The sequence below is a fragment of the Halomonas denitrificans genome (genome assembly GCF_003056305.1).
Classification (GTDB): Bacteria; Pseudomonadota; Gammaproteobacteria; order Pseudomonadales; family Halomonadaceae; genus Halomonas; species Halomonas denitrificans.
Window position 1 is genome coordinate 304227 of the sequence record NZ_PYVX01000003.1, and the last position, 25321, is coordinate 329547.

The window sequence follows — 25321 nt, forward strand, 5'->3', positions numbered from 1 at the left end:
GTCCCCTCACGGGTCGTTGGGTCGTTGGGTCGTTGGGTCGTTGGGTCGTTGGGTCATCGAGTCATGGGTGGCGTCGGGCGAGGATCACTCGCCGACGGAGTCGACCAGGGCCATCTCCTCGCTGGTCAGCAGCTTGTCGATGTCGACCAGCACCAGCATGCGGTCCTCGAGGCTGCCCAGGCCGCTCAGGAAGTCGGAGGAGAGGGTGACGCCGAACTCCGGGGCCGGCTTGATCTGCTCGGGGGTGAGGGTCATGACGTCCGAGACGCCGTCCACCACGATGCCCACCACCCGTTCGCCGACGTTGACCACGATCACCACGGTCTGGCCGCCGTACTCGACGGTGTCGAGGTGGAACTTGATGCGCAGATCGACGATCGGCACGATGATGCCGCGCAGGTTGGTCACGCCCTTGATGAACGCCGGGGCGTTGGCGATGCGCGTGACGTTCTCGTAGCCGCGGATCTCCTGCACCTTGAGGATGTCGATGGCGTACTCCTCCTCGCCCAGCGAGAACACCAGGAACTCGCGGTTGTGGGCCTCGGAGGCGGCGTGGTCGGCGTTGCGTGTCAGGCTGGTCATGATGGTTCTCCCTCCTTGCGGAACAGCGTTGAGTGATCGGTGGCGGCGTGCTGCGGGCGACGCGCCTCCTTCTTGGCACGGTTGAGGCGGTGCAGGTCGGCGATGTCGAGGATCAGCGCCACGCTGCCGTCGCCGAGGATGGTCGCCGCCGAGACGCCCGGCACCTTGCGATAGTTGGTCTCGAGGTTCTTCACCACCACCTGCTGCTGGCCGATCAGGTCGTCCACCAGCAGGGCGTAGCGGCGCCCCTCGCCCTGCACGATCACCGCGATGGTCTCGTCGAGTTCGGTCTTGGCGTCCGCCACGTCCAGCGCCGAGTGCACGGCGACCACGGGCAGGTATTCGTCGCGGACCTTGAGCACCACGTCGTCGCCGGCCATGGCGTAGAGGTCCTCGCGGGAGGGCTGCAGGGACTCGAGCACGGTGGAGAGCGGCAGGATGAAGACCTCGCTGCCGACCCGGATCGACATGCCGTCGAGGATCGCCAGGGTCAGCGGCAGCACGATGCGCGTGGTGGTGCCCTGGCCCTTGCGGGACATGATCTCGACGTGGCCGCCCATGCCCTGGATGTTGCGCTTGACCACGTCCATGCCCACGCCGCGGCCGGAGACGTCGCTGACCTCCTTGGCGGTGGAGAAGCCGGGGGCGAAGATGAGCTGCCACACCTCGTCGTCGCTCATGGTGTCGGAGACCGCCAGGCCGCTGTCGCGGGCCTTGGCGAGCAGCCTGTCGCGATCCAGGCCGGCGCCGTCGTCGATCACCTCGATGAGGATGTTGCCGCCCTGGTGCTGGGCCGAGAGGGTCAGGCGCCCGGTGCGCGGCTTGCCGGCCGCCTCGCGGGTGTCGGGGTCCTCAATGCCGTGGTCCAGGCTGTTGCGCACCAGGTGGGTGAGCGGGTCGATGATGCGCTCGGTGAGGCTCTTGTCGAGCTCGGTGGACTCGCCCTCGGTGACCAGCTCCACGTCCTTGTCGAGCTTGCCGGCCAGGTCGCGCACCAGGCGCGGGTAGCGGCTGAACACGTAGTCCATGGGCACCATGCGCACCGACATCACCGCCTCCTGGAGGTCCCGGGCGTTGCGCTGCAGCAGGCTCATGCCGTTGAGCAGGCCGCCGTGGGTGACGCCGTCCAGCTCGCTGACGGTCTGGTCGAGCATCGACTGGGTGATGATCAGCTCGCCCACCAGGTTGATGATCTGGTCGACCTTGTCCACCGAGACGCGGATCGAGCTGGACTCGCCGCCCGCCTTGGCCTTCTTCGCCTTGGGCTTGCCCCCCTCCGGTTTGTTCTCGTCCTTCTTGGGGGCCGCTGTCGCGGCCTCCGCCGTCTTGGCGGCGGGGGGAGCATCGTCGGCCGGCGAGGCGGGGGTGACCGCAGCGGTTGCCGGCGGCGGGGTCGCGGCGGCCTGGGCGGCAGGCGCCGGCGCGGCGGCCTGGATCTCCAGCTGCTCGGGCTCGACGATGAAGCACATCACCGCCTCGATGTCGTCGCGGTCGGTCGCGGTCTGAAGCGTGACCTCGTAGCGGGCCTCGTCGCCGTGCTGCGCCTGCACCGTGCCGAGCTGATCGAGCTCCTCCACCAGCAGGCCGCGATCCTTCTCGCCGACGTTGAGCAGGGCCACGATCAGCGTCTGCTCGCCCGAGGCGGACTCGGCCGGCTCGCTGTCACTCGCGGCTGGCTTCTCCGGTTCCGGTGCTGCCGGTGCCGCGGGTGTCGGGGCGGCCGGCGTGCCGCTGGCCGCCTCGAGCTCCTGGCCGATCTCCTCCAGCGCCAGCTGCTGAAGGGTCTGGCAGATCCGCGCGAAGGCCTCCTGGTCGGGGACCTCCTCGTTGCGATAGGCATCCAGCTGGTCGTGGAGCATGTCCTTGGTTTCCAGAAAGGTGTCGACGATGTCCCGGCGCAGGGTCAGCTCCCCGCGACGCGTGTGATCGAGCAGGTTCTCGAAGAGGTGCGTGGTCTTCTGCAGCACGTCGAAGCCGAAGGTGCCGGCGCCCCCCTTGATCGAGTGCGCGGCCCGGAAGATGGCGTTGAGCTGCTCGGCGTCCGGCGCCTCGAGGTCGATCTCGAGCAGATGGCGCTCCATGTCGGCGAGCAGCTCCTCGGCCTCCTCGAAAAAGGTGTCATAGAAATCGGTGATATCCATGCGCGTGTCCCCACCCAGGAATGGTTGTCGCCCCTCAGGGCCGTGGTTGTTCGGTGCCGAGCGCCTCTTGCAGGCTGCGGGTGAATCGCTCCACCGGCGCCTCGTCGCCCCCGCTGCTGCCTGACTGCCGGCCGAGCGGTGACGGCGTGCCGGCCCCGTCCAGCACGCCCGGCGAGCGGATGCGCGTGGCGATCTCGCGGAACAGCACCAGCAGCTCGATGCGTCGATTGACGGGGTCGCTGGCGTCGGTGCCGGGCATCACCACCCGGTCGGCGAACCCCGAGACCCGCAGCAGCTTGGCCGGATTCAGCCCCCCGGCCACCAGCTCCCGGCGCGAGGCGTTGGCCCGGTCGCTCGAGAGCTCCCAGTTGCTGTAGCCGCGATAGCCGTTGAGGTAGGCCAGGCCATCGGTGTGGCCGCTGATGCTGAGGTCGTTGGGCAACTCGTTGAGCAGCGGGGCCATGGTGCGCAGCAGGTCACGCATGTACGGCGCGACCCGCGCGCTGCCCAGCTCGAACATCGGTCGCTGCTCGGTGTCGAGCAGCTGGATGCGCAGGCCCTCGGGGGTCATGTCGAAGCGCAGCTGCTGCTGCAGCTGGCGCAGGTCCGGGTCGGCCGCGATGGCGGTCTCGATGCGCTGCTGAAGGTCGCGAAAGGCGCGGCGCTGCTGATCGCTGGGGCGGGTCTGGGTGCGCAGGTCGATGCGCGCTCGCTCGCCCTCGGCGTGCACCGGGTCGGGCCCGCCGCCCGGGATCACGTTGGGGCTGCGCGCCGCGCCATCGCCACCGGTGATGGCGGTCAGCAGCGGGGTGCGAAAGTACTCGGAGACGGCCTCGCGCTGCTGGGGATCGGACTGCGAGAGGATCCACATGACCAGAAACAGCGCCATCAGGGCCGTCATGAAGTCCGCCAGGGCGATCTTCCAGCTGCCGCCGTGGTGTCGATGGATGACCTTCTTGCGGCGGATGATGATGGGTCTGCGATTCGAGCTCATGCGACCCCTTCACCCGCCTTGGCATTGCGGACGTACTCCTCGAGTTCGCTGAAACCGGGACGCTCCTCGGTATGCAGCGCCTTGCGGCCGAACTCCACGGCGAGCTGGGGGGCATAGCCGTGCAGGCTGGCCAGCAGGGTGACCCGCATGCACTGGAGGATCTTCTCCACCTCCTTGGCCTGGCGCTCGACCCGGCTCGCCAGCGGGTTGACGAAGCCGTAGCCGGCCAGGATGCCGAGGAAGGTTCCGACCAGGGCGTGGGCGATCATCTGGCCCATCTCGTCGGGCGCGGCATCGGCGGTGCTCAGCGCCTTCACCACCCCCATCACCGCGGCCACGATGCCGAAGGCCGGCATGGCATCCCCCACCTTGGCGATGGCATCGGCGGGAATATGTGCTTCCTGCTCGAAGGCCTCGATCTCGTGGAGCATCAGCTCGTCGAGCTCCATGGGGTCCATGCTGCCGCTCACCATCAGGCGCAGGTAGTCGGTGAGGAAGGCCATGATCAGCGGGTCGGCGAGCACGCGGGGATGCTCGTTGAACAGCGGGCTGTCGGCAGGATTGTCGATGTCGCGCTCGATGCCGAGCATGCCGTCGCGGCGAATCTTCGAGAGCATCTTGTACTGCAGCGCCAGCAGGTCCATGTAGAGCGCCTTGTCGTACTGGTTGGAGCGGCGCAGCCGGCCGAAGATGCGAAAGGTCGCCTTGATGGCCTTGCCGTTATTGGCGGCGATGAAGGCGCCGATGCCGGCGCCGCCGATCATCAGGAACTCCGTCGGCTGGAAGAGCGGACCGAGGTGGCCGCCCGCCAGGACGAAGCCTCCGAACACGGAGAGGAGGACGACGAGGTATCCGATGGGTATCAACACGGCCGGTATCCCTAGCGAGACGATGAATGTTGGTCTGCATCGGATATCGGCGGTTGTGGGCGAGACTTGAGGAGGCGGGCGAAAGTTGTCGCGGAACGGGAGGGGCGTCGGTACGAGCGGGCCTGAGGGGCGGCTCAGGCCAGGCGATGGTCGAGGGGGGCCGACGTCGCGCCCGCGGCGACGCGGTCCGCCACGCCCTGGCGACGCTTGCGGGTCTTGCCGGCGCGCGAGGGGGGCTGGCAGATGCCGCAGACATAGTCGTGGGTCGGGCTGTGGGCATGGGCCACGAAGTGGCCGGCACAGCGGGTGCACGCCGAGAGCTGCAGCAAGTCACTCTCGAAGAAGCGCACCAGGGTCCAGGCGCGAGTCAGGCCCAGCACCGTCTCGGCGCCGTCGATCGCCACCTGCTCGGCGTATAGCCGATAGGCCTTGATGAAGGCCTCCATGCGCTCGCAGCCCTGATCCTTCTGCAGGCGCAGGAAGATGTTGTAGAACAGCGACGAGTGGATGTTCGGCATCCAGGTGATGAACCAGTCCGTGGAGAAGGGCAGCATGCCCTTGGGCGGCGACATGCCGCGCACTTCCTTGAACAGGCGAATCAGCCGGGCGCGGCTCAGGTCGGTCTCGGTCTCGAGCACCTGCAGGCGTGCGCCGAGCTCGATCAGGTCGATGGCCAGCTGCACCTGTTGCATCTCCACGAGCAGACTCTTGCTGGACATCCCTTAGCGCTCCGTCACGGTCGAGGCTGCCGGGCGGGATGCCATCAGCAGCGAGGCGTGGAACTGGGCGAGTCCCTGCTCCCGGGGGTTTTGGGTCAGCTGGCGCAGCTGCTCGGCGCTGTCGTGGCCGAAGTGGCACAGCAGCTGATTGACGCGCGACAGCCGCGTGAGCTGGCGTGCGTTGAGCTCCTGCAGCAGGTCCGCCATCTCATCGTCGATCTTGAGGCGAAACTTGGCCGAGTCCCGATCCTCGTTGAGCAGACGCTGAGCGAGCAGAAGATAGGTGAGATTCAGTTCATGGATCTCGTCGATGACGCTGTTGTTGTCCATTGTCCCGTCGGCCTTCCATCGTGATGGCATGGTTGCTGCCCTCGTGAGGCAGGTCCGCGCCGTGCGCCAGCAGCCGGTCAACTGCCGGCACGCTCTCTTGATCGTCACGTATTGTCAGCGGCTGGGCGGGGGATGCAATCGGTCTCTAGCGTCGGCGGGTCGGGTCAGGATGGATGAATTGGCAATATCTAATAAAAAAGATGAGAAAAATCATGCCTCTTTGACTGTATCTCATGAATTAAATTAGACTTAGTATTTTACAAAAGTTTACAATAGTTATCGCTATGATACCCATTGTGGTGGTCTATCACGCTACGGCCTTCCCGTTCATTTCTCCGCGGCTCGCTCGTATACCCAGACCAGCAGTTCCGCGATGACCTGGTAGAGCCGCGGGGGGATCGCCTCATCCAGGTCCAGCTGCATCAGCAGGCCGACCAGCTCCGGTGCATCATGGACATGGACGCCCTGGCGTCGGGCCTCTGCAATGATACGCTCGGCCAGCTCGCCATATCCTTGCGCCACGACACGTGGCGCGTCATTCGTATCGTGATAGGCCAGGGCCACGGCCTGGCGACGCTTACGGGGATCCTGATTGCTCATGGTGCCGATTCCTCGTCCAGCGGGCCCAGCTCGACCAGGACCGTCGTGAAGCCGTGGCCGGCCAGCCGGGCACGGAGGTTCTCCAGGTCCCCCTCGAGCCGCTGTCGAGTCGACTCACGGGCCAGGCGCAGGTCGATCTCCACGCGGTCAGCGTCCATCCAGAGCGAGGCCTTCAGGCGGCCGAGGCCGTCGACATCCAGGTCGATCTCCGAGCGCCAGCCGCGCTGCTCGTCGTCCCGGCCCCGGGACGCCTCCTCGCCTCCCGGAGGCTCCTGGTGGCCCGGTGGCAGCGGGATCATCAGCGCCATGAACAGCCCGCTCCAGACGTCGCCCTCCCAGCGCAGGGCCGGCGTCACCAGCATCTCGAGCTGGTGACGGACGATGCCCTGCAGGCTCTCGTGCACCGGCGGGCCCGCAGGATGGCGCGGCAGCGACTCGGCCAGCGGCTCGCGCGCGACGGCGCCCTGCTCGGTGCCGGCGACCGATGGCGTCGGGCTGGCCGGTACCGTCGCGGGGGACGGGGGCGCGGCGTTGGTCGGGGGCGGTGAGGCGGAGGGCGTGCCAGCCGGCGGAGCCTTCGGCGGGGCATGCGCCCCGCGGGGCAGGGGGGCGCCGGGAAGAAAGGGCAGGTCGCGAGGACCGGCCAGCCCGCTCGGGGCGGCGTCGCCCTGTCTCGTGCCCGTGAGGACGAACTGCAGGGTGCGCCACATCTGCGGCTCCCGCTCGAGCTGCTGGCGTGACATTTCCCCCTTGAACCAGCGGGCCAGGTGCGACTCGTAGAAGAGTCCGCTATGGCGGATGCTCTCCTCCAGGCGAGTCGCCACCTTGATCGGGTCCGGCGCCTGCTTGGTGGCCATCAGCGGCGTCGGTGGTCTCACCGAGGAGGGCGGGGCGGGAAAGCGCATCAGCAGGTCGGCGATGGTGAGCGCCGAGCGACTGAAGTGGGTCTGTGTCGAGGTGGGGGGCTGGCCCGGCCCCGGTAGCGATCGTGAGGCGCGATCTCCCTGCTCGATGGTTGTGCGGCCCAGTTCCGGCAGGGGCGCCGGCCGGGGACGGGCATCGAGCCGCGAGTCGCTGTGCAGGGCCTTGGGCGCGTCGGCGGGCGAGGTCGGCTTGACCGGCTGGTTGAGATCCTGGGGCGGTTGAGTATCGACCCGCTTGCCCAGCACCTGGTGCAGCAGGGTGTCCAGCAGCGGGGTGATGCCGCTCACCGGGCGCGGCTGCCGTGGCCCGGATCGCTGACGTCATAGGCGCGGTGCAGCTTGCGCTGCCGCTGCGCGGCACCGATCAGCTCGCCCAGCTCGTCGCGCCGCTCGATCAGGCGCGTCCGGATCTCGAGATCGTTCTCCAGGATCTCCTCGAGCAGCGTCGCCTTGCGGGCCCGGTTCGCGGCATCCAGCTGGCGTTCGGCCTCCAGCGTCGCCAGCCGTTCCACCTGCATGAGGTAGTCCTCCTGCTGGTCGATCAGCGTCGGCCAGTCGGCGTCGCGCGCCGACGCCAGCATCTGGCGGGTGCGCGAGCGCAATGCCTCATAGTGCTCGACCAGGGCCCGCTGGCCGGCCGCTTCCCCACCGTGCTCCATGCTCATCCTGCCGACGCCTGGCCGTCGATCTCCCGCCAGGCCGAGGCGACGTCGGTCAGCAGCGCTTCCGCCTGGTTGAGGCTCTCGACGTCGTCGTGGCGATTGGCCGAGAGCAGCAGGCGTGCGACGTAGTCGTAGAGGGAGGCGAGGCGCTCGGCGATCTCGCCGCCGCGTTCGGCGTCCAGGGCGGCCAGCAGGCCGTTGTTGACGATGTCCAGCGCCTTGGAGATCGCCTTGCCCTTCTCCGCGACGTTGCCCCCCTCGAGGTGAATGCGGGCGGTGCGGATGGCCGCCAGGGCGCCGTCGAACAGCATCACGATCAGCTGGTGGGGGCTCGCCGACATCACGGCGCTCTCGACGCCGACCTTGGCGTAGGCACTGGCGCCGCGTCCATAGGCGGCGGCTCCTCGCATGGCGCTCATGGGGTGTTTGCTCCTCTCGTTGGGGCCGTGACGGATGGCCGGGGATGGGAGAGTCGTGCCGTGGTCCACGGTGACGGTGTCGTCATGATGCTCTCCGGCAATACCATCAGTCTGACAAGGATCTCGGTCGGCATGGCCATGAGTAGCCCTTGCCAAACGGGGTATTTCTCTTTATCGGCCGGCGTGACGGCGACTTTAGCTCGATACCGGCAGCTCCTCCTGGAGGCTGCCGAGCCGCTGGATGGCGGTGCCCCGCAGGATTTCGCCGAGGGCCGGGCCGGGAGGCTCGCAAGCATCGGTCAGCTGGACCTGGGTGGGTTGTCCCTCGGCATCGAGGGCCTGGATCCAGGCCAGCTGGCCGCCGTCGAAGCGGACCAGCGAGCCGATCGGATGCAGGCCGAAGCGCTGGATGTAGCGCTTGACCCAGCGCTGGTCGAACCGCTCGGGCTGGTGCAGCAGGTGGCGGTAGATGGCGTCGATCCGCCAGGCGGGGCGATCCGGCCGGTCCCGCCGCATGGCGTCGATGGCGTCCACCACCGCGGCGGCTCGTGCCAGCTCGTGCAGGCCATCGGCGGTGAGGCCGCGGGGGTAGCCGCTGCCGTCCAGGCGCTCGTTGACGTTGTGCGCCACCGAGTCGAGGATGCTGGCCGAGAGCCAGTGACAGCGCCCCATGCGGCCCATCAGCTCCTCCACGTGGCCGTGCATGTGCCGGCGCTGGCGCTCATCGGGGCGTGGTACCTGCCAGAGTTCGGTCGGCCATCGCGCCTTGCCCAGGTCGTGCACCATGGCGCTCGCCACCATGGCCTTGCTCACCTCGCGGGGGATGGGCGGTCGTCCCGCCAGGTCCAGCAGGAAGACGCTCACCGCGAGACAGTGGCGCACCAGCCGGGGTTCGTGCTGCAGGCAGCGGGTGGCGAAGAGCAGGCCGTCACGGTCCTCGTCATGCAGCTGCAGCAGGCGGTCGGCATGCCGCGACAGCTGCACCGGGTCCACCTCGCCGCCCTGCTGAATCTCGAGCAGCTGGGCATCCAGGTAACCGGCGATGCGTGCCAGCCGCTTGGCCATGGGCGTGGGATAGGCCTGGCTGATGCGCCGCCCCACGGTGGGCGGCGTGGCGGCCTGGGTCTGGAAGAGCAGTGATGGCAGGCGGGAGGCCTCGCTGCCTTCGGCGTAGCGCGCGGACTCGCGTTCGATCTCGCGCACGAAGTACCAGAGCTGGCGCTCCTGCTCACCGTTGGTGGCCTCGAAGCGAAATCCCGCCAGGACGATCTGGCGCTCGGTGTCCACCTGCCGGTGGCGCGGCGAGGCGCGCACCACGAAGCGGGTCTCGTTGGGAAAGCAGAGCTCCACCTCCAGGGGGCGGTCGGCGTTCGCCAGCAGCCCCCCGGCGGAGAGCGCCAGCTCCAGCTGGCAGCCCTCCAGGGAGAGGTCCTTCAGGTCCCCCTGGACCGCCCCCCCGTGGTCGTCGCGCAGGATGGCGCCCACCTCCATGCCCAGTCGCAGTCGAGCCCGGAAGGAGGTGCGGCGTTGCAGCACCTCGAGGTGGTAGGGGAAGGGGCAGGTGCAGACCAGGCGACCGTTTTCCTCGTGACACTCGTGCATGGTCAGCATCGGGGTGCGCAGCATCTTGCCCTGGGCCTGGCCCAATAGCCGGAATGCCTGGCCACGCATCAGCTCGCTGGCGATCTCGCGGATGGCGCTGATATCCAGCGTCAGGAGGGCGGCATCGGGTTGCTGCTCCGCCACCAGCACCGGAAGCGGTTTGCTGCCCGGGGCGTCTACCTGCAGGGATGCCCCGCCGGGCTCGATCAGCGTCTCCAGCAGTGTCTCGATCTCCGCAGGACTCTCCACGCGGGTGTAGCCATCCTCTTGCTGCGCCATCCTTGCCCCTTGCTCGCCGGTTTTTCCTGAAATCTCTATCGGCCGGCCGGCGCCCATCTTGAGTCGGCGGCTCGCCTGGCGCCTCAAGTCCGGGGGATGGCGGTCGATATTTGTTGACGATGGTCCTGACGGTGGTCCTAACCTCCTATAGTCTACGAGTCATCGAGGCTCACTATCCTTAACGGGAGTTTCCCATGTCACACGATGGTGCTGGATCACCACCACAGTCGCCTTCTGGCGAGGGAAGCCAGGGGACCGCGACGCTGATGCAGCATCCTGCCCTGCTGTCTCGACTGCTGCTCGAGCATGCGCCGATGGCCCTGGTGATGCTCGATGTGCAGGATGAGGTGCTGTGGGCCAATGCCGGTTTTCTGGGGATGCTTGGCATGGGAGGGGACGACCTCATTGGCCGGCGGCTGACCGACATCGTGCGGATGGTCTCCTGGCTGCCGGTGCAGCGAGAGGTGGAGGTTCTCTCGGAGGGGCCTCGCTGGCAGCGCATCTGGCTCGCCAGCGACGGGCTCGAGGCGTCGAGAATGGTGCTGATGTCCGAGGTGATCCCGGAGAGTGCGCCGGCAGGCGTGGCCAAGCTGCTGGCTTTCGTGGATCTCCATGGCGGCCAGGCGGAGGAGGTGCCGCCTTTCTCGGACCCGAGTACCGGCCTGGCCAGCCAGTGGGTGTTCGAGGATCGCCTGCGTCATGCCATCGAGCGAGCGGATCGCCACGATCAGCCGTTGGCCGTGCTGCTGGTTCGGCTCGATCGTGCCGATGAGGTGCGCCAGGCCTATGGCGAGCAAGCGATGCAGACCCTGCTGGCGCAGGTCAGCCGCCGCCTGACGGGCACCCTGCGCGGCGAGGACAGCATCGCCTACCTGGGCGACGATCGCTGGGCGGTACTGATCGAGCACCCGGTCTCCCCGGAGAGCCTGCAGGCTGCCGCGCTGCGCTGCCTCGAGGCCATGGAGGCGCCTTTCTCTCTGGGACGACCGCCGCTGCTGCTGACCCTCTCCATCGGCATCGCCATCTATCCAGAGGATGGCATCACGTCCGAGCAGTTGATGGGGCGTGCCGGTCAGGCACTGGGTCAGGCCTATCCGGCTGGCCATGCCTTCTTCGATCGGGGCCTGAAGCAGATGCTGTCACAGCGCATGGCGCTGCGGCATAGCCTGCAGGAGGCCCTGCTCTGCCCCGGTCGCCACTTCGTCGTCGCCTACCAGCCCCAGATCGACCTGGCCAGCGGCGGTTGCGTCGGTGCCGAGGCTCTCGTGCGCTGGCGGCATCCCGAGCGGGGCATGCTGCCACCGCACGAGTTCCTGCCGATGGTGGTCGAGATGGCGCAGATGATCCGGCTCGACCGCTGGGTCATCGAGCAGGTCATTGAGCAGCACGAACGTTGGCAGGTCGCCGGCGCCCCGCTCTCGGAGCTGACGATATCGGTCAACCTCGATGCCAGCCTGCTCGAGCAGAGCGTCTTCGATGGCCGCCCCCTGGATCGCTTCCTGCGTCAGAGCTGTGGCGAGCTTGGCTGGCTGGCGCTGGAGATCGATGGGCGAGTGCTCTCCAGCCAGGCCGATACCCATAGTCTTCTGCTGCGCCGTCTCTCCCGCATGGGTGTGCAGCTGGTGGTCGACAACCTGGGCGGGGCCCCGGTCGACCTGATAAGGCTGGCGATGCTGCCGGTCACCCGGGGCAAGATCGGCCGTGAGCTGGTGCACGGCCTGAAGGACAGCAGCCCCTTCGCTCGCCAGGCGCTCAGCGCACTGTCGCAATGCCTGAAGGCGCTGCAGCTGGGCAGCACCATGGTCGGGGTGGAAACGGTCGACGAACTCGCCGCGGCGCGAAACAAGGGCATCGACCGGGTGCAGGGGAACCTGCTGGGGCCGCCGATGGCGGCCGACGCGCTGGTGACATGGCTGGGGGATCATCCCGACGGGCCGGTGCCCATGGAGCCGTAAGGCAGGGGTGGCAGGTCGGTGAGGGAGCAGGGGAGGCCGGCAGCGGCGCGCTGCTCAGGCGGAGGTGTTCAGCCGCCGCTGCCCCATGGTCGCGCGCCCGTCGGGGGCGTACACGGATTTCTCGGCGATGCGATGGATGTAGTCCAGCATCTGCTGGTTGTGTGATGTGCGCAGGCCGATCAGGCGGCCGTTGCGCTCGTTCAGTCGGGCGGTGTGGGCCGCCATGTCGAGGGTGGCCTGCCACTGCTCGAGGCAGCCCGCCTCCTCGGCCGCCTGGCGCGCGCCGCTGGCGTCATCGGAGTAGCCGAGCTTGCGCTGCACCCTCGCCCGGTTGCCCTCGGTCTCCTCGAGGCTGAGGAGCAGGCGGAACTTCTCCTGGGCGATCTTCTCGAGTCGCGCGCCATCGATCTCACCCTCCAGCAGCTGCTCCTGCTCGTGCTCGAGCAGTTGCGTCAGCGCCTCGAGCCGAGACTGCTGCTCTTCGAGCAGGCGGTAGAGGCTCATGCCTGGGAATCCTCGCCGCTCAGCAGGTCCTGGACGCTGGCGATCAGGCCGTCGGCGATGCGCTCGGCCCGCACGTCCAGCCGGCCCTCGCGAATGGCCTCGCGCAGCTCCTCGACGCGGGCGGTGTCGATGTCCTGGCTGGCATCCGCGGCACCCTGGCTCAGGTGGGTCGTGGCAGAGGGGGCGGCGTCCTGATGCAGGGCAGGGGTCGCGCCCTGCGCCTTGCGGCTCTCGTCACGCGGCTCCGCCTGGCCGGGACGCGGCAGGGGATGGAGGTTGTCGATTTTCACGGTGATGGCCTCGTGACCGATGTGTTGATGAAGGGTATCGGCCGTCGATTCGCGAACTTTAACGCGGCGTATCGCGTTGCGGCGAGCTTGGGTGGATGAGTGTGTGAGCGCAGCGCCTAAAAGTCCACGACCAGGCGCCCCTCGCCGACGACCCTCGCCTCGAGGATCTCGCGATCGGCGAGGCGCACGCGCAGCCGCTCTCCTTTTCCTCCCGCTCCCAGCGCCTCGCCGCTTCGCGTCACCCGAAAGCCCGCCCCGCGCGCCTCGATCACCACCTGCTGACCTCGTTGGATCAGCGGCCGCGGGCGCAGGTGATAGCGCTGCAGTGTCTGGCCCGCCGCCAGGTGGCGGGTGGCCTGCTGGCCGATCGCCCGGTCGGGATCGAGCACGGCCTGGCGGGGCAGCCGATCCAGGCGGCCGGCGACCTCGGCCAGGGCCTCCGGGCGGATCGTCTCGCCGGCCCGCACGTCCCGCGCCAGTGCCACGTAGCGCCCGGTGACGAGGATCTCGGCCTGGAGGTAGCGCACCCGGTTGTCGGCGTCGCAGCGTACTCCCACGGAGACGCGCCCGACCGGCCTGTTGGCGGCCCGGGGCAGGAAGATGTCGGGCTCCGGGCAGGCGGGTAGGGCGGCCCGCGGCGGATGCACCTCGACGGCGATCTCGTCGCCCGATCCCGCGGCACGCTCAGAGAGGAAGTCGTGGACCTTCGCCAGCAGGGCCTCTGCCTCGGCGCCCGCCGCGGCGTGGCTCGGCCCGGCCAGCAGCAGGGCCATCGCCAGCAGGCGAGCGGCGTGCCGGAGGCGGCAAAGTGATCGGCGGTGGCGCAGCATGTCGGGGCCAGGCTTGAGAGTGATGCCACGATTCTAGCGGTCGTCCTCGCGGCGAAACTCGTGAATTGGCTATCCGAATGTCGGCTGTTCGTGCCTTTGTCATGACAGGCGCTTGGCTATTCTCCACCGTCGACTCATACCTTTTGCGGGGAGCGCCGAGATGATCGATCGGCTCGAAGCCTCTTTGAACTTCCATCAGCAGGCCCTGGGGCTGCGCCAGGAGCGCCAGAAGGTGCTGGCCAGCAACATCGCCAATGCGGACACGCCAGGCTACAAGGCCCGCGACATGGACTTCGCCAGCGAGCTCAACAAGGCCGTCCAGCAGGGCGGAAGCGACGGCCTGTCGCTGTCGCGGACCTCCTCGCGCCATCTCGAGGGCCGGGGGCCGATGTCGGGCTCTCGCGACCTGCTCTATCGGGTGCCGGCCCAGCCGAGCCTCGACGGCAATACCGTCGACATGGACCGCGAGCGCACCCAGTTCGCCGACAACTCGGTGCGCTACCAGGCGGCGCTGACGATGCTCAACAGCCGCATTCAGGGCCTCAAGAAGGCCATGCAGCCCGAATAATCCAGGAGGGATTCCATGTCGATGTTCTCCATCTTCGATATCTCCGGCTCGGCCATGAGCGCCCAGTCGCAGCGCATGAACGTCACCGCCAGCAACCTGGCCAACGCGGACAGCGTCGCGGGCCCCGACGGCGAGGCCTACCGGGCCAAGCAGGTGATGTTCGAGACCCGCGCCCGGACCCGCGACGGCATCGGCGGCGTGGGGGTGCGCGAGGTGGTGGAAGACCCCTCGCCCATGCGCCAGGAGTATCGCCCCGGGCATCCTCTGGCCGACGACGCGGGCTACGTGACCATGCCCAACGTCGACCCGGTGGGCGAGATGGTCAACATGATCTCCGCCTCGCGCTCCTACCAGGCCAACGTCGAGGTGATGAACACCAACAAGCAGCTGATGCTCAAGACACTGACCCTGGGCGAGGGATAACCACATGGCGAGCACTATCGATAGCGGCGTGATCAATGGCATCAACGGCGGCGCCGCGGGTGGCGCGAGCCTGAGCGCCCGCCAGTCGGACGAACTGCGCAACAACTTCATGACCATGCTGGTGACGCAGCTGCAGAACCAGGACCCGCTCAGTCCGATGAAGAACGAGGACATGACCGCCCAGCTGGCGCAGATCAACACCGTCAGCGGCATCGAGGAGCTCAACGAGTCGATGGCGGCGATCACCGGCCAGATCGACGCCGGTCAGGCCCTGCAGGCCACCTCGCTGATCGGCAAGGGCGTGCTGGTGCCCGGCGATCGCGTGCTGCTGAGCCAGGGCGAGGCGGCCGAGGGCGAGGAGGCCCAGGTGACCACCACGCCCTTCGGCATCGAGCTAGATCAGCCCGCCGACAACGTCATCGTCACCATCACCAACCAGTCCGGCCAGGTCGTGAACCGCTACGAGATGGGCTCGGCCAAGGCCGGGGTGGAGTCCTTCAGCTGGGATGGCCAGACCAGCGACGGCCAGACCGCCGCCGACGGCGCCTACAGCGTCAGCGTCGAGGCCACCCGAGGGGACGAGGCGGTGCCCGTCGAGACCCTCAACTACGCCGTGGTCGGCAGCGTCACGCCGCCGACCAATGGCGGACAGGTGCAGCTCGATCTGGGGGCCGTCTATGGCCGGGTCGGGCTCTCGGATATCAAGCAGATCCTCTGATGACGGGCCGCTCGATCACGAGCCGTTCTCCGTTCGATACTCAGCCAACGCAGGGACAGTGACATGGGTTTCTCTCAAGCGCTCAGCGGCCTGAACGCCGCCTCCTCCAGCCTCGACGTGCTGGGCAACAACATCGCCAACTCCCAGACCGTGGGCTACAAGAGTGCCGGTGCCCAGTTCGCCGACGTCTTCGCCGGCTCCACGGGCCTGGGCACCAAGGTCTCCCAGGTGCTTCAGGATTTCGGTGCCGGCAACATCGAGGCCACCGGTCGCGAGCTCGACCTGGCGGTGAGCGGTCAGGGCTTCTATCGCTTCCAGCAGAATGGCGAGGTGGTCTACTCGCGCAACGGCCAGCTCTCCATGACACCGGACGGCTACCTGCAGAACGCCCAGGGCGCGCGGATCATGGGCTACGGCCTCAACGCAGCCGGCAACGTCGAGACCGGCGGCCAGCCCCAGGTGCTGCAGGTGCCGTCCGAGGAGATGCCCGCCAGCGCCACCACCGACGTGTCCACCACCCTCAATCTGGATGCCCGGGAAGTCGTCGGCGAAGAGCTGCGCCAGACCACGCTGGTCGACGTCAACGGCAATGATGTGGCCATCGATTACCACTACTCCAACAACTTCACCGTCTACGACTCCCTGGGCAATCCCCGCAACATCACCGCCTACTACGAGAAGACGGGTCCCAACCAGTGGACCTCGCGTATCGCTATGGACGGTCAGGCGCTGATGGACGGAGCTGCAACGCCGGCGCCGCAGGAGAGGACGTTGACCTTCAACAACAACGGCCAGCTGACCGCCGGCGGCGACCAGACCTACACTTTCGCCTCCGCCGACTTCCTGGGTGACGAGCCCCAGGATCTGACCTTCGACATGAACCTGGCCGGTTCCACCCAGTTCGGCAACAACTCCCGGGCCAGCGACCTGACCCAGAACGGCTATACCTCCGGCGCCCTGGTGGGGATCACCATCGAAGACGATGGCACCGTGACGCGCAACTACACCAACGAGCAGTCGCGCCCCGCGGGCCAGATCACGCTGTCCAACTTCCGCAACCCGGAGGGCCTCCAGTCGGTCGGCGACAACGCCTGGACCGCTACTGCGGCCTCCGGCCAGGAGCTGCTGGGCGAGGCCGGCACCGGCGTGCTGGGCAGCATCCAGTCCGGCGCCATCGAGACCTCCAACGTGGATCTGGCCAAGCAGCTGGTGGACATGATCGTCACCCAGCGCGCCTACCAGGCCAACTCCCAGACCATCAAGACCCAGGACGAGGTCCTCCAGGCCTCGATCAACCTGAGTCGCTAAGGCGGGAGTCGCGCCATGGATCGCATCCTCTACACCGCCATGAGCGGCGCCCGGCAGAGCATGGAGCAGCAGTCGGTGGTCAGCCACAACCTCTCCAACGTGGACACCGTCGGCTTTCGCGCCCAGCTGCACGCCATGCGCGCCGTGCCGGTACAGGGCGACGGCGCCCTGCCCACGCGGGTCTCGGTGGCCGCCTCGACGCCGGGGGCGGACTTCGCGCCCGGCCCCATGAACCGCACCGGCCGGGCGCTCGACGTGGCGATGGAGGGCGATGCCTGGCTCGCGGTGCAGGCGGCGGACGGTACCGAGGCCTACACCCGCCGCGGCGATCTCCAGGTGGACAGCGACGGCCTGGTGACCAGCGTTGGCCGCCCGGTGATCGGCGAGGGCGGCCCCATCCAGGTGCCGCTGGGCGCCCAGCTCTCGGTGGGCAGCGACGGCACCCTGAGCGCCATCGCCCAGGGCCAGGGGCCAGACGCCCTGGTGGCCGTGGGCCGCCTCAAGCTGGTCACGCCCGGCGAGGCGGGCGTGGTCCGCGGCAACGACGGCCTCTTCCGGGCCCCGCCCGGCGGCGAGGGCGCCCCGGCGGCGCTGCCCGCCGACGACGAGGCCCGGCTGGTCAGCGGTGCCCTGGAGGGCAGCAACGTCGGCGCCGTGGACGCCATGGTGTCGATGATCGACGTGGCGCGGCGCTACGAGATGCAGACCAAGGTCATCAGCACCGCCGACGAGAACGCCCAGCGCGCCAACAGCCTGCTCTCCCTGAGCTGAGATGCCCCGAACACGAGGAATGCCTAGATGATCAAGTCACTGTGGACGGCGAAGACCGGCCTCGAGTCCCAGCAGGTCAAGCTGGACGTGATCTCCAACAACCTGGCCAACGTCAACACCAACGGCTTCAAGCAGTCCCGGGCGGTGTTCGAGGACCTGCTCTACCAGAACCTGCGCCAGCCCGGCGCCCAGAACGACGTCCAGAACCGCCTGCCGTCGGGCATGCAGGTCGGCACCGGCGTGCGCCCGGTGGCCACCGAGCGCCTGCACACCCAGGGAGGGCTTGAACAGACCGGCAACTCCCGCGACCTCGCCATCAACGGCCAGGGCTTCTTCCAGGTGCTGATGCCGGACGGCACCACCGGCTATACCCGCGACGGCAGCTTCCAGCTGGATGCCAACGGCCAGATGGTCACCGCCAACGGCTATCCGCTGGAGCCGGCGATCATCATCCCCGACAACGCGCTGTCGGTGAGCATCGGCGAGGACGGCATCGTGTCGGTGAAGCAGCCGGGCAGCACCCAGTCCAACGAGGTGGGCCAGATCACCGTCTCCACCTTCGTCAATCCCACCGGGCTAGAGAGTATCGGCGGCAACCTCTACACCGAGACCACCGCCTCCGGCCCCCGCAACGAGGGCATCCCCGGCCTGAACGGCGCGGGACGCCTGTTCCAAGGCTACGTGGAGACGTCCAACGTCAACGTGGTGGAAGAGATGGTCAGCATGATCCAGACCCAGCGGGCCTACGAGATCAACAGCAAGGCCGTGAAGACCAGCGACGAGATGCTGGCGCGCCTCGCCCAGCTGTAACGACGAGGGAGGAGCGCGGGTGAGAGAAGGAGAGTAGTCATGAATGCCGGAATGTTCGACAGCGGGCGGTGCCTGCGCGGGCTCTGTGTCCTGGTGCTGGTGCTGCTGGGCGGCTGTGCCCAGGTGCCGCGCGCCTCGGTGGTCGGCGAGCAGGAGCAGATCATGATCCCGGACCGGCCGGCCCCGCGGGCCAACGGCTCCATCTATCAGGCGCACCGCGGCTACCAGCCGCTGTTCGAGGACCGGCGGCCGCGCATGGTGGGCGATATCCTGACCATCGTGCTGGACGAGGAGGTCAGCGCCAGCAAGAACGCCCGCTCCAACGCCGATCGCAACGGCTCCTCGAGCCTCGGCTTCGACCAGCAGGCCGATGCCATCGAGCAGCTGGCCGCGCTCGGCTTCGACATCTCCGCCTCCGGCGAGAGCGACTTCGAGGGGGGCGGCGGCTCCGAGGCCAACAACTCCTTCACCGGCACCATCACCGTCTCGGTGGTCGAGGTGATGAACAACGGCAACCTCCGGGTGCGTGGCGAGAAGCAGATCGCCATCAACCAGGGCACCGAGTTCATCCGCTTTGCCGGGGTGGTCAATCCGCGCACCATCACCGGCCAGAATACCGTGCCCTCGACCTCGGTGGCGGATGCGCGCATCGAGTACGTCGGCAACGGCTACATCAACGAGGCGCAGCACATGGGCTGGCTGCAGCGCTTCTTCCTCAACGTCTCACCCTTCTGATGGTGATCGCATGAACTTCGGCACAGTCCGCACGATGTCCCGCCGCGCGTCACTGATGGTCCGCTCGTTGGCGCTGGTCCTGGGCTGCCTGGTCGCGCTGCCGGCCCAGGCCGAACGCCTGCGCGATCTGGCCGGCTTCGCCGGGGTGCGCGACAACGCCCTGGTGGGCTACGGCCTGGTGGTCGGCCTGGACGGCACGGGCGACCAGACCATGCAGGCGCCCTTCACCGGCCAGAGCCTGACCAACATGCTCTCGCAGCTGGGCATCACCGTGCCCCCCGGCACCAACATGCAGCTGCGCAACGTGGCGGCGGTGATGGTCACCGCCGACCTGCCGCCCTTCGCCCGCCCCGGGCAGCGCTTCGACGTGGTGGTCTCCTCGGTCGGCAACGCCGACAGCCTGCGCGGCGGCACCCTGCTGATGACGCCGCTGAAGGGCGCCGACGGCGACACCTACGCCATCGCCCAGGGCAACCTGCTGGTGGGCGGCGCGGGGGCCTCCGCCGGCGGTGCCAGCGTGCAGATCAACCAGCAGGCCGGCGGGCGGATCAGCGGCGGTGCGACCGTGGAGCGCGAGGTGCCGCTGGCGCTGGGGGCCAACGGCGGCCTGCTCGAGCTGGAGCTCGACAGCAGCGACTTCGGCACCGCCCAGCGGGTGGTCAGCGCCATCAACCGCGAGTTCGGCCGCCCCGTGGCCGCCGCCCGCAACGGCCGGGTGATCGCCCTGGACGGCCCCCGGGACGCCAACGCCCGGGTCAACTTCATGGCGCGGATCGAGAACATCGAGGTCACGCCCACCGAGGCGCCGGCGCGGGTGGTGCTGAACTCCCGCACCGGCTCCATCGTGCTCAACGGCGCCGTCACCCTGCGCCAGGCCGCGGTGGCCCACGGCAACCTCTCCATCGTCATCGACACCGAGGTGGGCGTCAGCCAGCCCAACCCCTTCGGCGGCGGCGAGACCGTGGTGGTCGAGGACACTGAGATCAGCATCCAGCAGCAGCCCGGCACCCTCAAGGTGGTGGAGGGCGCCAACCTGCTCGACGTGGTGGATGCCCTCAACTCCCTGGGCGCCACGCCCAATGACCTGATGTCGATCCTCGAGGCCCTCAAGGCGGCCGGATCGCTGCGCGCCGAGCTGGAGATCATCTGATGAGCCTGAACGCTCCCGACACCATGAGCGGGCAGTTCGCCCTCGACGTCCAGGGCCTCGAGCGGATCAAGCACAGCGCCCGCCAGACCCCGGGCGAGGGGCTGGACGCCGCGGCCAGGCAGTTCGAGGCGCTGTTCGTGCAGATGATGATGAAGAGCATGCGCGATGCCGTGCCCTCCTCGGGGCTGCTCGACAATCGCCAGACGGAGTACTTCCAGGAGCTGCTCGACAAGCAGTGGTCCCAGGGCATCGCCGAGAGTGGTGTGGGCCTGGCGGAGCGGCTGACGGCGCAGCTCGACGGTCGCTTCGGCGGCGCGACGCCGGCCCGCGACGGCGAACTCGAGGCGCTGATCGCCGGCATTCCCCGCGGCACGCCGCGCCCCCTCGAGAACGCCCTGCGCCCGGAAGGGGACGGCGAGGCGGATGCCGCTTCGATGCCGCGCTCCTTCCTCGACGCACTGCAGACGGACGCCCCGGCGGACACCGCCTCTCGGCTCCGTGACGAGCGGCCGGCCCACGTGCGTGACTTCCTCGAGCGCCTGGCGGCGCCCGCCCGGGCGGCCAGCCGCGCCTCCGGCGTGCCGGCCGAGCTGATCCTGGCCCAGGCGGCGCTGGAGACCGGCTGGGGCCGACACGAGATCGCCACCCCGGGCGGCGGCAACAGCCACAACCTCTTCGGCATCAAGGCCGGCAGCACCTGGCGGGGCGAGACCACCGAGATCCTCACCCACGAGGTGATCGACGGCCGGCGCCAGGCCGTGCGCGACCGCTTCCGAGTCTACGGCTCCTTCGAGGAGGCCTTCACCGACTATGCCCGCCTGATCGGTGACAATCCGCGCTACGCCGGCGTGGTGACGGCGGGCAGCGCCGACCAGGCCGCCCGGGCCCTTCAGCAGGGCGGTTATGCCACCGACCCGGCCTACGCCGACAAGCTGATCGCCGTGATGGATACCCTCGGCCCGCTGGCCGGCGACACGACCCTCGCGAGTCGCGGCCCCGTCTCGCCCTACGCCACCCCGTACTGATTCGGCGCTCAAGAGTGCCGCCGCCCCGCCGATAAGACGGCTATCGGCCTAAGGAAATCACGCCATGAGTATCTTCTCCACAGGACTGAGCGGCCTCAACGCGGCCCAGAACGCCCTGGCGACCACCAGCAACAACATCAGCAACGTCTTCACTCCGGGTTACAACCGCGAGGTGACGATTCTCGGCCAGAGCTCCACCGGCGGCGGGGGCGTGCAGGTCAACGACATCCAGCGCCAGTTCAACGACTACGTCGCCTCGCAGCTCAACGCCGCCACCAGCAAGTCCAGCGCCCTGGAAACCTACGCCAACCAGGTCGGCCAGATCGACAGCCTGCTGGCGGATCGCGAGGCCGGCCTCGCGCCCCTGATGCAGAACTTCTTCTCCTCCCTGGAGGACCTGGCCAGCGCCCCCTCGGATCCGGCGGCCCGGCAGGGCGTGCTCGGCTCGGCCGATACCCTGAGCGCCCAGTTCCGCTCCTTCGACGGCTACCTGCAGGACATGCAGGAGGGCATCAACGGCCAGATCGCCGACGAGGTCACCCAGATCAACAACACCACCGAGCAGCTCGCCGGGCTCAACCGCGAGATCGCCCTGGCCCGGGCGCGCAGTGGCGAGGCGCCCAACGGCCTGCTCAACCAGCGTGACCGGCTGGTCAACGAGCTCAGCGAGCGCCTGGACGTGCGCCTCAACATCCAGGACGGCAAGACCTACAACGTCAGCCTGCCCAACGGCCAGCCGCTGGTGGCCGGCACCCAGCAGTTCAAGCTCGAGGCGATGGACTCCCCCGCCGATCCCCAGCGCACCGTGCTGGGCTATCGCGACTCCGCCGGGACCCTGGTGGCCCTGGACGAGGACACCGTCACCGGCGGCACCCTCGGCGGGCTGATGGACTTCCGCGCCGAGACCCTGGACAAGACCCAGAACCAGATCGGCCAGATGGCCGTCTCCCTGGCCGTGGCGTTCAACCAGCAGCACGCCAACGGCGTCGATCTCGACGGCGAGCAGGGCGGCGCCTTCTTCGAGATCGGCCAGCCCCGGGCCTATGCCGACGGCGGCAACGCCGGGAGTGCCCAGGTCACGGAGGCGCGTTTCGATGTGGAGAACATCGATCGCCTCAAGGCGACCGACTATTCGGTGCGCGTGACCGATGCCACCGCGACGCCGCCGACCTTCGAGGTGACGCGCCAGGACAGCGGTCGGGTGCTGGATTCCGACGACGTCACCTTCGATGCCGCGAATGGCGAGTTGAGCTTCGGCGGCGTGACCCTGACCCTCGATCCCGCGACGGGCCTGCAGGACAACGACCGCTTCGAGGTCCAGCCGGTGCGCCGCGCCGCCGGCAGCCTGGAGAGCGCCATCTCCGACCTGGACAAGATCGCCGCGGGCAACCTCGTCGGGCTCGGCGGGGATACCGCTGCCATCGCGGATCTCCAGGCCGAGCCCGGCAACGCCTTGGCGTCGGGAAATGCCCCCTGGAGCCTGTCCGTCACGGACAACGGCGACGGCACCTTCACCCTCGCTACCGAGGATGCCACGGGGACGGCCGGACCCTCGTTCGCCAACCTTCAATCGGGGGATGAGATCACCCTGGATGGCGTCACCCTGACCCTGGGCGAGCTCGAGGATGGCCAGACCGTGAGCCTGAAGGCCGATGCCACCGGCAGTGGCGACAACCGCAACGCCCTGGCCCTGCAGGACCTGCAGGATGAAAGCATCGTGGGCGGCCTGGCCAGCCTGAGCGGCGCCTACGGTGCCATGGTCAGCGACGTCGGCAACCGCACCAACATCGTGCAGGTCAACCTGGACGCCCAGCAGGGTCTGACCGACCAGCTCAAGGCGGTTCAGCAGTCCGAGTCCGGCGTGAACCTGGACGAGGAGGCGGCCAACCTGATCCGCTACCAGCAGTTCTACCAGGCCAACGCCAAGGTCATCGATACGGGGAAGACGGTCATCGACACCATCCTCGGTCTGCGCAACTGATTGTCGGAGAGTCCTAGATGCGTATCAGCAGCGTCACCATGTTCGAGCAGAGCGTCTCGTCCATGAATCGCCAGCAGGGCGATTTCCTCAAGGTCAGCCAGCAGATCGCCAGCGGCCGTCGCGTGGTCAACCCCTCCGACGACCCTCAGGCCGCGTCCCGGGCCGTGGGCGTCGACCAGGCCCGGGCGGTCACTCAGCAGTTCACGGATGCCCGGGTCAGCGCGCGTAACTCCCTGTCCCAGACCGAGAGCGTGCTCAACAGCGTCAATGATGCCATCGCCAGCGCCAAGACGCTGGTCATTCAGGCTTCGAACGACACCCTGAGCGACGCCGATCGCCAGTCGGTGGCCTCGGAGCTGCGCGGCGTCTACGAGACAGTTATCGGCCAGGCCAATGCCACCGACGGCAACGGGCGCTTCCTGTTCGGCGGCTACCAGGACAGCACCGAGCCCTTCGTCAGGCAGGACGGTAAAATTGAGTACGTGGGCGATACTAATATCCGCGAGCAACGTATCGATGCCTCGCGATTAATGAAGGTGACTGAGAACGGCCAGTCCATATTCCTGAGTGCTGCCGGGGATGTCGACGCGGCCAACACCGACTTGTTCAAGACCTTCGAGAAAGCACTGGATGTGCTCGAGAATCCTCCGACTGATAAGGGTGTCCTTCATGGCACCTTGAAGGAGGCGATGAGTGAGTTCGACAACAGCCTGGACAACGTCCTGACCACCCGCGCCTCGGTCGGCGCACGCCTCAACGAGCTGGACGTGGTCGACTCCGTCAGCGGAAACCGCATGCTCAACTACGAGCAGACCCTCTCCGACCTGGTCGATCTCGACTACGCCGAGGCGATCGGCGAGTACAGCCTGCGCCAGGTAGGTTTGCAGGCCTCCCAGAAGGCCTTCGCCGACATGAAGGGCATGTCGCTCTTCCAGTTCCTCTAGGCCTCCAACGCCCTCCAGGCCCCAACGCCCCGCGCCGTCCCGGCCGGGGCGTTGTCTTATCAGCCGGCGACCGGCAGCGGCGCCAGGGTCTCCAGCAGGTTCTGCAGGAAGGCCAGTCCCTGGCCGAACAGCCGCTCCAGGAAGCTCGCCAGGTCGGTCATCAGCACCATCAGCAGGATCAGGCCCACCGTCAGCGAGGTCGGGAAGCCGATGTTGAAGACGGTGAGCTGCGGGGCCGAGCGGTTGAGGATGCCCAGCGACAGGTTGATGATCAGCAGCGAGGCCACCAGCGGCAGGGCCAGCAGCAGGCCGGCGGTATAGATGGTGCCGCCGTAGCGGGCCAGCATGACGAAGGCCTCCGGGTTGAAGCGGCCGATGCCGATCGGCAGGGTCTCGAAGCTGGTGATCAACACCTGCAGCACCATCAGGTGGCCGTTGAAGGCCAGGAACATCAGCAGCGTGACCATGTAGAGGATGCGCGACAGCACCACCATGTTGGTACCGCTGGAGGGGTCGAAGAAGGTGGCGAAGGCGAGCCCCATCTGCAGGCCGATGAAGTCGCCCGACGCCTGCACCACGCTGAGCATCACCTTGACCGTGAGCCCGATGGCGGCGCCGATCAGGAGCTGTTCGACCAGGATGCCGAAGCCCGCCCAGGAGAAGAGCGGCACCTCGGGCATCGGCGGCAGCACCGGGGCGATCACCACCGCCACGGCGCCGGCCAGGCCCAGCTTGGCCTGGCGCGGCACGCTGGAGTGGCCCCACAGCGGAGCGCTGAGCATCAGCGCGGTGATGCGCGCGAAGGGCCACAGGAAGGCGACGAGCCAGCCGTGCAGCTGGGCGAAGGTGACCTCCACCATCAGCGGGTGCTGCCCTTCAAAAAACCATTGAGGGTCACGAGATCATCGCGGGGATGTTGCCGAACAGCTCACGGGTGAAGTTCATGATCAGGGTGAGCAGCCAGGGGCCGGCCAGCACCAGCACGGCGAACACGGCGAGGATCTTGGGGATGAACGACAGCGTCATCTCGTTGATCTGGGTGGCCGCCTGGAACAGGCTGACCAGCAGGCCGGTGGCCAGGGCGGTGAGCAGCATGGGGCCCGCCAGCAGCAGCGTGACGCGCATGCCCTGGTAGGCGATGTTCATCACCTCTTCCGGTGTCATCGTGGTCTCCTCGCGCGTGGCATCG

28 protein-coding genes are annotated in these 25321 nt (G+C 68.1%); 12 read left to right on the forward strand and 16 right to left on the reverse strand.

What is annotated here, in order from left to right:
• Window positions 1–84 precede the first annotated feature (84 nt).
• The 11 genes from cheW to C9F13_RS10885 all read right to left on the reverse strand — a co-directional run bounded on the left by cheW (window position 85) and on the right by C9F13_RS10885 (window position 10120).
• Window positions 85–582 carry a chemotaxis protein CheW gene (gene cheW, locus C9F13_RS10835; RefSeq protein WP_108446273.1) on the reverse strand — a complete coding sequence of 166 codons (498 nt, stop codon included), beginning with the start codon at window positions 580–582 and terminating at the stop codon, window positions 85–87.
• Window positions 579–2723, reverse strand: coding sequence for a chemotaxis protein CheA (gene cheA / locus C9F13_RS10840; protein ID WP_108446274.1), 2145 nt, complete (start codon window positions 2721–2723; stop codon window positions 579–581). Before cheA ends, cheW begins: the two co-directional genes overlap by 4 nt.
• A 34-nt stretch (window positions 2724–2757) precedes the next feature.
• Window positions 2758–3717 (reverse strand): flagellar motor protein MotB, encoded by a 960-nt coding sequence (gene motB, locus C9F13_RS10845; RefSeq protein ID WP_108446275.1) that lies wholly within the window; start codon window positions 3715–3717, stop codon window positions 2758–2760.
• Complete coding sequence (gene motA / locus C9F13_RS10850) at window positions 3714–4586, reverse strand: flagellar motor stator protein MotA (RefSeq protein WP_108446276.1); 873 nt, start codon at window positions 4584–4586, stop codon at window positions 3714–3716. The genes motB and motA overlap by 4 nt, the downstream gene beginning before the upstream one ends.
• A gap of 134 nt (window positions 4587–4720) precedes the next feature.
• Entirely contained in the window at window positions 4721–5305 is a 585-nt protein-coding gene (gene flhC, locus C9F13_RS10855) for a flagellar transcriptional regulator FlhC (protein ID WP_108446277.1), read from the reverse strand.
• Window positions 5306–5308: 3 nt separating this feature from the next.
• Window positions 5309–5635, reverse strand: coding sequence for a flagellar transcriptional regulator FlhD (gene flhD / locus C9F13_RS10860; RefSeq protein ID WP_108446278.1), 327 nt, complete (start codon window positions 5633–5635; stop codon window positions 5309–5311).
• A 327-nt stretch (window positions 5636–5962) separates the two neighbouring features.
• On the reverse strand, window positions 5963–6235 hold the full coding sequence (locus tag C9F13_RS10865) for an EscU/YscU/HrcU family type III secretion system export apparatus switch protein (protein WP_108446279.1): 273 nt from the start codon (window positions 6233–6235) through the stop codon (window positions 5963–5965).
• Window positions 6232–7446: a flagellar hook-length control protein FliK gene (gene fliK / locus C9F13_RS10870; protein ID WP_108446280.1), complete on the reverse strand. Its 1215-nt coding sequence runs from the start codon at window positions 7444–7446 to the stop codon at window positions 6232–6234. Before fliK ends, C9F13_RS10865 begins: the two co-directional genes overlap by 4 nt.
• Window positions 7443–7823, reverse strand: coding sequence for a flagellar protein FliT (locus tag C9F13_RS10875; protein WP_108446281.1), 381 nt, complete (start codon window positions 7821–7823; stop codon window positions 7443–7445). The genes fliK and C9F13_RS10875 overlap by 4 nt, the downstream gene beginning before the upstream one ends.
• Window positions 7820–8239 carry a flagellar export chaperone FliS gene (gene fliS / locus C9F13_RS10880; protein ID WP_108446282.1) on the reverse strand — a complete coding sequence of 140 codons (420 nt, stop codon included), beginning with the start codon at window positions 8237–8239 and terminating at the stop codon, window positions 7820–7822. The genes C9F13_RS10875 and fliS overlap by 4 nt, the downstream gene beginning before the upstream one ends.
• 195 nt (window positions 8240–8434) lie before the next feature.
• Entirely contained in the window at window positions 8435–10120 is a 1686-nt protein-coding gene (locus C9F13_RS10885; protein WP_108446283.1) for an HD domain-containing phosphohydrolase, read from the reverse strand.
• A gap of 266 nt (window positions 10121–10386) precedes the next feature.
• Between C9F13_RS10885 and C9F13_RS10890 the strand changes: the two genes are divergently transcribed.
• Window positions 10387–12075, forward strand: coding sequence for a GGDEF domain-containing phosphodiesterase (locus C9F13_RS10890; RefSeq protein WP_170121143.1), 1689 nt, complete (start codon window positions 10387–10389; stop codon window positions 12073–12075).
• A 54-nt stretch (window positions 12076–12129) separates the two neighbouring features.
• Here C9F13_RS10890 and C9F13_RS10895 read toward each other — a convergent pair whose 3' ends face one another.
• The 3 genes from C9F13_RS10895 to flgA all read right to left on the reverse strand — a co-directional run bounded on the left by C9F13_RS10895 (window position 12130) and on the right by flgA (window position 13699).
• Complete coding sequence (locus C9F13_RS10895) at window positions 12130–12579, reverse strand: flagella synthesis protein FlgN (RefSeq protein WP_108446285.1); 450 nt, start codon at window positions 12577–12579, stop codon at window positions 12130–12132.
• The gene (gene flgM / locus C9F13_RS10900; RefSeq protein ID WP_108446286.1) at window positions 12576–12869 is read right to left on the reverse strand and encodes a flagellar biosynthesis anti-sigma factor FlgM; all 294 of its coding nucleotides are present in this window, start codon (window positions 12867–12869) and stop codon (window positions 12576–12578) included. The genes C9F13_RS10895 and flgM overlap by 4 nt, the downstream gene beginning before the upstream one ends.
• Window positions 12870–12985: 116 nt before the next feature.
• Window positions 12986–13699 carry a flagellar basal body P-ring formation chaperone FlgA gene (gene flgA / locus C9F13_RS10905; protein ID WP_108446287.1) on the reverse strand — a complete coding sequence of 238 codons (714 nt, stop codon included), beginning with the start codon at window positions 13697–13699 and terminating at the stop codon, window positions 12986–12988.
• A 160-nt stretch (window positions 13700–13859) separates the two neighbouring features.
• Here flgA and flgB point away from each other — a divergent pair, with 160 nt between their 5' ends.
• The 11 genes from flgB to flgL all read left to right on the forward strand — a co-directional run bounded on the left by flgB (window position 13860) and on the right by flgL (window position 24132).
• Window positions 13860–14267: a flagellar basal body rod protein FlgB gene (gene flgB, locus C9F13_RS10910; RefSeq protein ID WP_108446288.1), complete on the forward strand. Its 408-nt coding sequence runs from the start codon at window positions 13860–13862 to the stop codon at window positions 14265–14267.
• A 15-nt stretch (window positions 14268–14282) separates the two neighbouring features.
• Window positions 14283–14690 carry a flagellar basal body rod protein FlgC gene (gene flgC / locus C9F13_RS10915; protein WP_108446289.1) on the forward strand — a complete coding sequence of 136 codons (408 nt, stop codon included), beginning with the start codon at window positions 14283–14285 and terminating at the stop codon, window positions 14688–14690.
• A 4-nt stretch (window positions 14691–14694) separates the two neighbouring features.
• Window positions 14695–15408 carry a flagellar hook assembly protein FlgD gene (gene flgD, locus C9F13_RS10920; protein ID WP_108446290.1) on the forward strand — a complete coding sequence of 238 codons (714 nt, stop codon included), beginning with the start codon at window positions 14695–14697 and terminating at the stop codon, window positions 15406–15408.
• 63 nt (window positions 15409–15471) lie between these two features.
• A complete protein-coding gene (gene flgE, locus C9F13_RS10925; RefSeq protein ID WP_108446291.1) occupies window positions 15472–16716 on the forward strand; it encodes a flagellar hook protein FlgE in 1245 nt (414 codons plus the stop codon).
• 15 nt (window positions 16717–16731) lie between these two features.
• Window positions 16732–17487 carry a flagellar basal body rod protein FlgF gene (locus C9F13_RS10930; RefSeq protein WP_108446292.1) on the forward strand — a complete coding sequence of 252 codons (756 nt, stop codon included), beginning with the start codon at window positions 16732–16734 and terminating at the stop codon, window positions 17485–17487.
• 27 nt (window positions 17488–17514) lie between these two features.
• Window positions 17515–18297 carry a flagellar basal-body rod protein FlgG gene (gene flgG, locus C9F13_RS10935; protein WP_108446293.1) on the forward strand — a complete coding sequence of 261 codons (783 nt, stop codon included), beginning with the start codon at window positions 17515–17517 and terminating at the stop codon, window positions 18295–18297.
• A 51-nt stretch (window positions 18298–18348) separates the two neighbouring features.
• Window positions 18349–19032 carry a flagellar basal body L-ring protein FlgH gene (locus tag C9F13_RS10940; protein ID WP_425432886.1) on the forward strand — a complete coding sequence of 228 codons (684 nt, stop codon included), beginning with the start codon at window positions 18349–18351 and terminating at the stop codon, window positions 19030–19032.
• Between the two features lie 55 nt (window positions 19033–19087).
• Complete coding sequence (locus C9F13_RS10945; RefSeq protein WP_170121146.1) at window positions 19088–20182, forward strand: flagellar basal body P-ring protein FlgI; 1095 nt, start codon at window positions 19088–19090, stop codon at window positions 20180–20182.
• Window positions 20182–21207 (forward strand): flagellar assembly peptidoglycan hydrolase FlgJ, encoded by a 1026-nt coding sequence (gene flgJ, locus C9F13_RS10950; protein WP_108446296.1) that lies wholly within the window; start codon window positions 20182–20184, stop codon window positions 21205–21207. Before C9F13_RS10945 ends, flgJ begins: the two co-directional genes overlap by 1 nt.
• A 64-nt stretch (window positions 21208–21271) precedes the next feature.
• Complete coding sequence (flgK, locus tag C9F13_RS10955; RefSeq protein WP_108446297.1) at window positions 21272–23188, forward strand: flagellar hook-associated protein FlgK; 1917 nt, start codon at window positions 21272–21274, stop codon at window positions 23186–23188.
• A gap of 17 nt (window positions 23189–23205) precedes the next feature.
• The gene (gene flgL / locus C9F13_RS10960) at window positions 23206–24132 is read left to right on the forward strand and encodes a flagellar hook-associated protein FlgL (RefSeq protein ID WP_108446298.1); all 927 of its coding nucleotides are present in this window, start codon (window positions 23206–23208) and stop codon (window positions 24130–24132) included.
• 59 nt (window positions 24133–24191) lie between these two features.
• Here the strand turns inward: flgL and fliR are convergent, their stop codons facing one another.
• Together fliR and fliQ are read right to left on the reverse strand one after the other, a co-directional pair.
• Window positions 24192–24992 carry a flagellar biosynthetic protein FliR gene (gene fliR, locus C9F13_RS10965; RefSeq protein WP_108446299.1) on the reverse strand — a complete coding sequence of 267 codons (801 nt, stop codon included), beginning with the start codon at window positions 24990–24992 and terminating at the stop codon, window positions 24192–24194.
• Between the two features lie 34 nt (window positions 24993–25026).
• A complete protein-coding gene (gene fliQ / locus C9F13_RS10970) occupies window positions 25027–25296 on the reverse strand; it encodes a flagellar biosynthesis protein FliQ (protein WP_108446300.1) in 270 nt (89 codons plus the stop codon).
• Window positions 25297–25321 lie beyond the last annotated feature (25 nt).

Coding starts and splice junctions, on each gene's coding strand:
- flhC (WP_108446277.1), bottom strand. CDS start 5,305: ATGTCCAGCAAGAGTCTGCTCGTGGAGATGCAACAGGTGCAGCTGGCC.
- C9F13_RS10885 (WP_108446283.1), bottom strand. CDS start 10,120: ATGGCGCAGCAAGAGGATGGCTACACCCGCGTGGAGAGTCCTGCGGAG.
- C9F13_RS10890 (WP_170121143.1), top strand. CDS start 10,387: ATGCAGCATCCTGCCCTGCTGTCTCGACTGCTGCTCGAGCATGCGCCG.
- C9F13_RS10895 (WP_108446285.1), bottom strand. CDS start 12,579: ATGAGCCTCTACCGCCTGCTCGAAGAGCAGCAGTCTCGGCTCGAGGCG.
- cheA (WP_108446274.1), bottom strand. CDS start 2,723: ATGGATATCACCGATTTCTATGACACCTTTTTCGAGGAGGCCGAGGAG.
- flhD (WP_108446278.1), bottom strand. CDS start 5,635: ATGGACAACAACAGCGTCATCGACGAGATCCATGAACTGAATCTCACC.
- flgC (WP_108446289.1), top strand. CDS start 14,283: ATGTCGATGTTCTCCATCTTCGATATCTCCGGCTCGGCCATGAGCGCC.
- cheW (WP_108446273.1), bottom strand. CDS start 582: ATGACCAGCCTGACACGCAACGCCGACCACGCCGCCTCCGAGGCCCAC.
- fliR (WP_108446299.1), bottom strand. CDS start 24,992: ATGGTGGAGGTCACCTTCGCCCAGCTGCACGGCTGGCTCGTCGCCTTC.
- flgD (WP_108446290.1), top strand. CDS start 14,695: ATGGCGAGCACTATCGATAGCGGCGTGATCAATGGCATCAACGGCGGC.
- flgG (WP_108446293.1), top strand. CDS start 17,515: ATGATCAAGTCACTGTGGACGGCGAAGACCGGCCTCGAGTCCCAGCAG.
- flgL (WP_108446298.1), top strand. CDS start 23,206: ATGCGTATCAGCAGCGTCACCATGTTCGAGCAGAGCGTCTCGTCCATG.
- motB (WP_108446275.1), bottom strand. CDS start 3,717: ATGAGCTCGAATCGCAGACCCATCATCATCCGCCGCAAGAAGGTCATC.
- flgJ (WP_108446296.1), top strand. CDS start 20,182: ATGAGCCTGAACGCTCCCGACACCATGAGCGGGCAGTTCGCCCTCGAC.
- flgA (WP_108446287.1), bottom strand. CDS start 13,699: ATGCTGCGCCACCGCCGATCACTTTGCCGCCTCCGGCACGCCGCTCGC.
- fliQ (WP_108446300.1), bottom strand. CDS start 25,296: ATGACACCGGAAGAGGTGATGAACATCGCCTACCAGGGCATGCGCGTC.
- C9F13_RS10930 (WP_108446292.1), top strand. CDS start 16,732: ATGGATCGCATCCTCTACACCGCCATGAGCGGCGCCCGGCAGAGCATG.
- C9F13_RS10945 (WP_170121146.1), top strand. CDS start 19,088: ATGGTCCGCTCGTTGGCGCTGGTCCTGGGCTGCCTGGTCGCGCTGCCG.
- C9F13_RS10940 (WP_425432886.1), top strand. CDS start 18,349: ATGTTCGACAGCGGGCGGTGCCTGCGCGGGCTCTGTGTCCTGGTGCTG.
- flgE (WP_108446291.1), top strand. CDS start 15,472: ATGGGTTTCTCTCAAGCGCTCAGCGGCCTGAACGCCGCCTCCTCCAGC.
- flgB (WP_108446288.1), top strand. CDS start 13,860: ATGATCGATCGGCTCGAAGCCTCTTTGAACTTCCATCAGCAGGCCCTG.
- fliS (WP_108446282.1), bottom strand. CDS start 8,239: ATGAGCGCCATGCGAGGAGCCGCCGCCTATGGACGCGGCGCCAGTGCC.
- flgK (WP_108446297.1), top strand. CDS start 21,272: ATGAGTATCTTCTCCACAGGACTGAGCGGCCTCAACGCGGCCCAGAAC.
- C9F13_RS10865 (WP_108446279.1), bottom strand. CDS start 6,235: ATGAGCAATCAGGATCCCCGTAAGCGTCGCCAGGCCGTGGCCCTGGCC.
- C9F13_RS10875 (WP_108446281.1), bottom strand. CDS start 7,823: ATGAGCATGGAGCACGGTGGGGAAGCGGCCGGCCAGCGGGCCCTGGTC.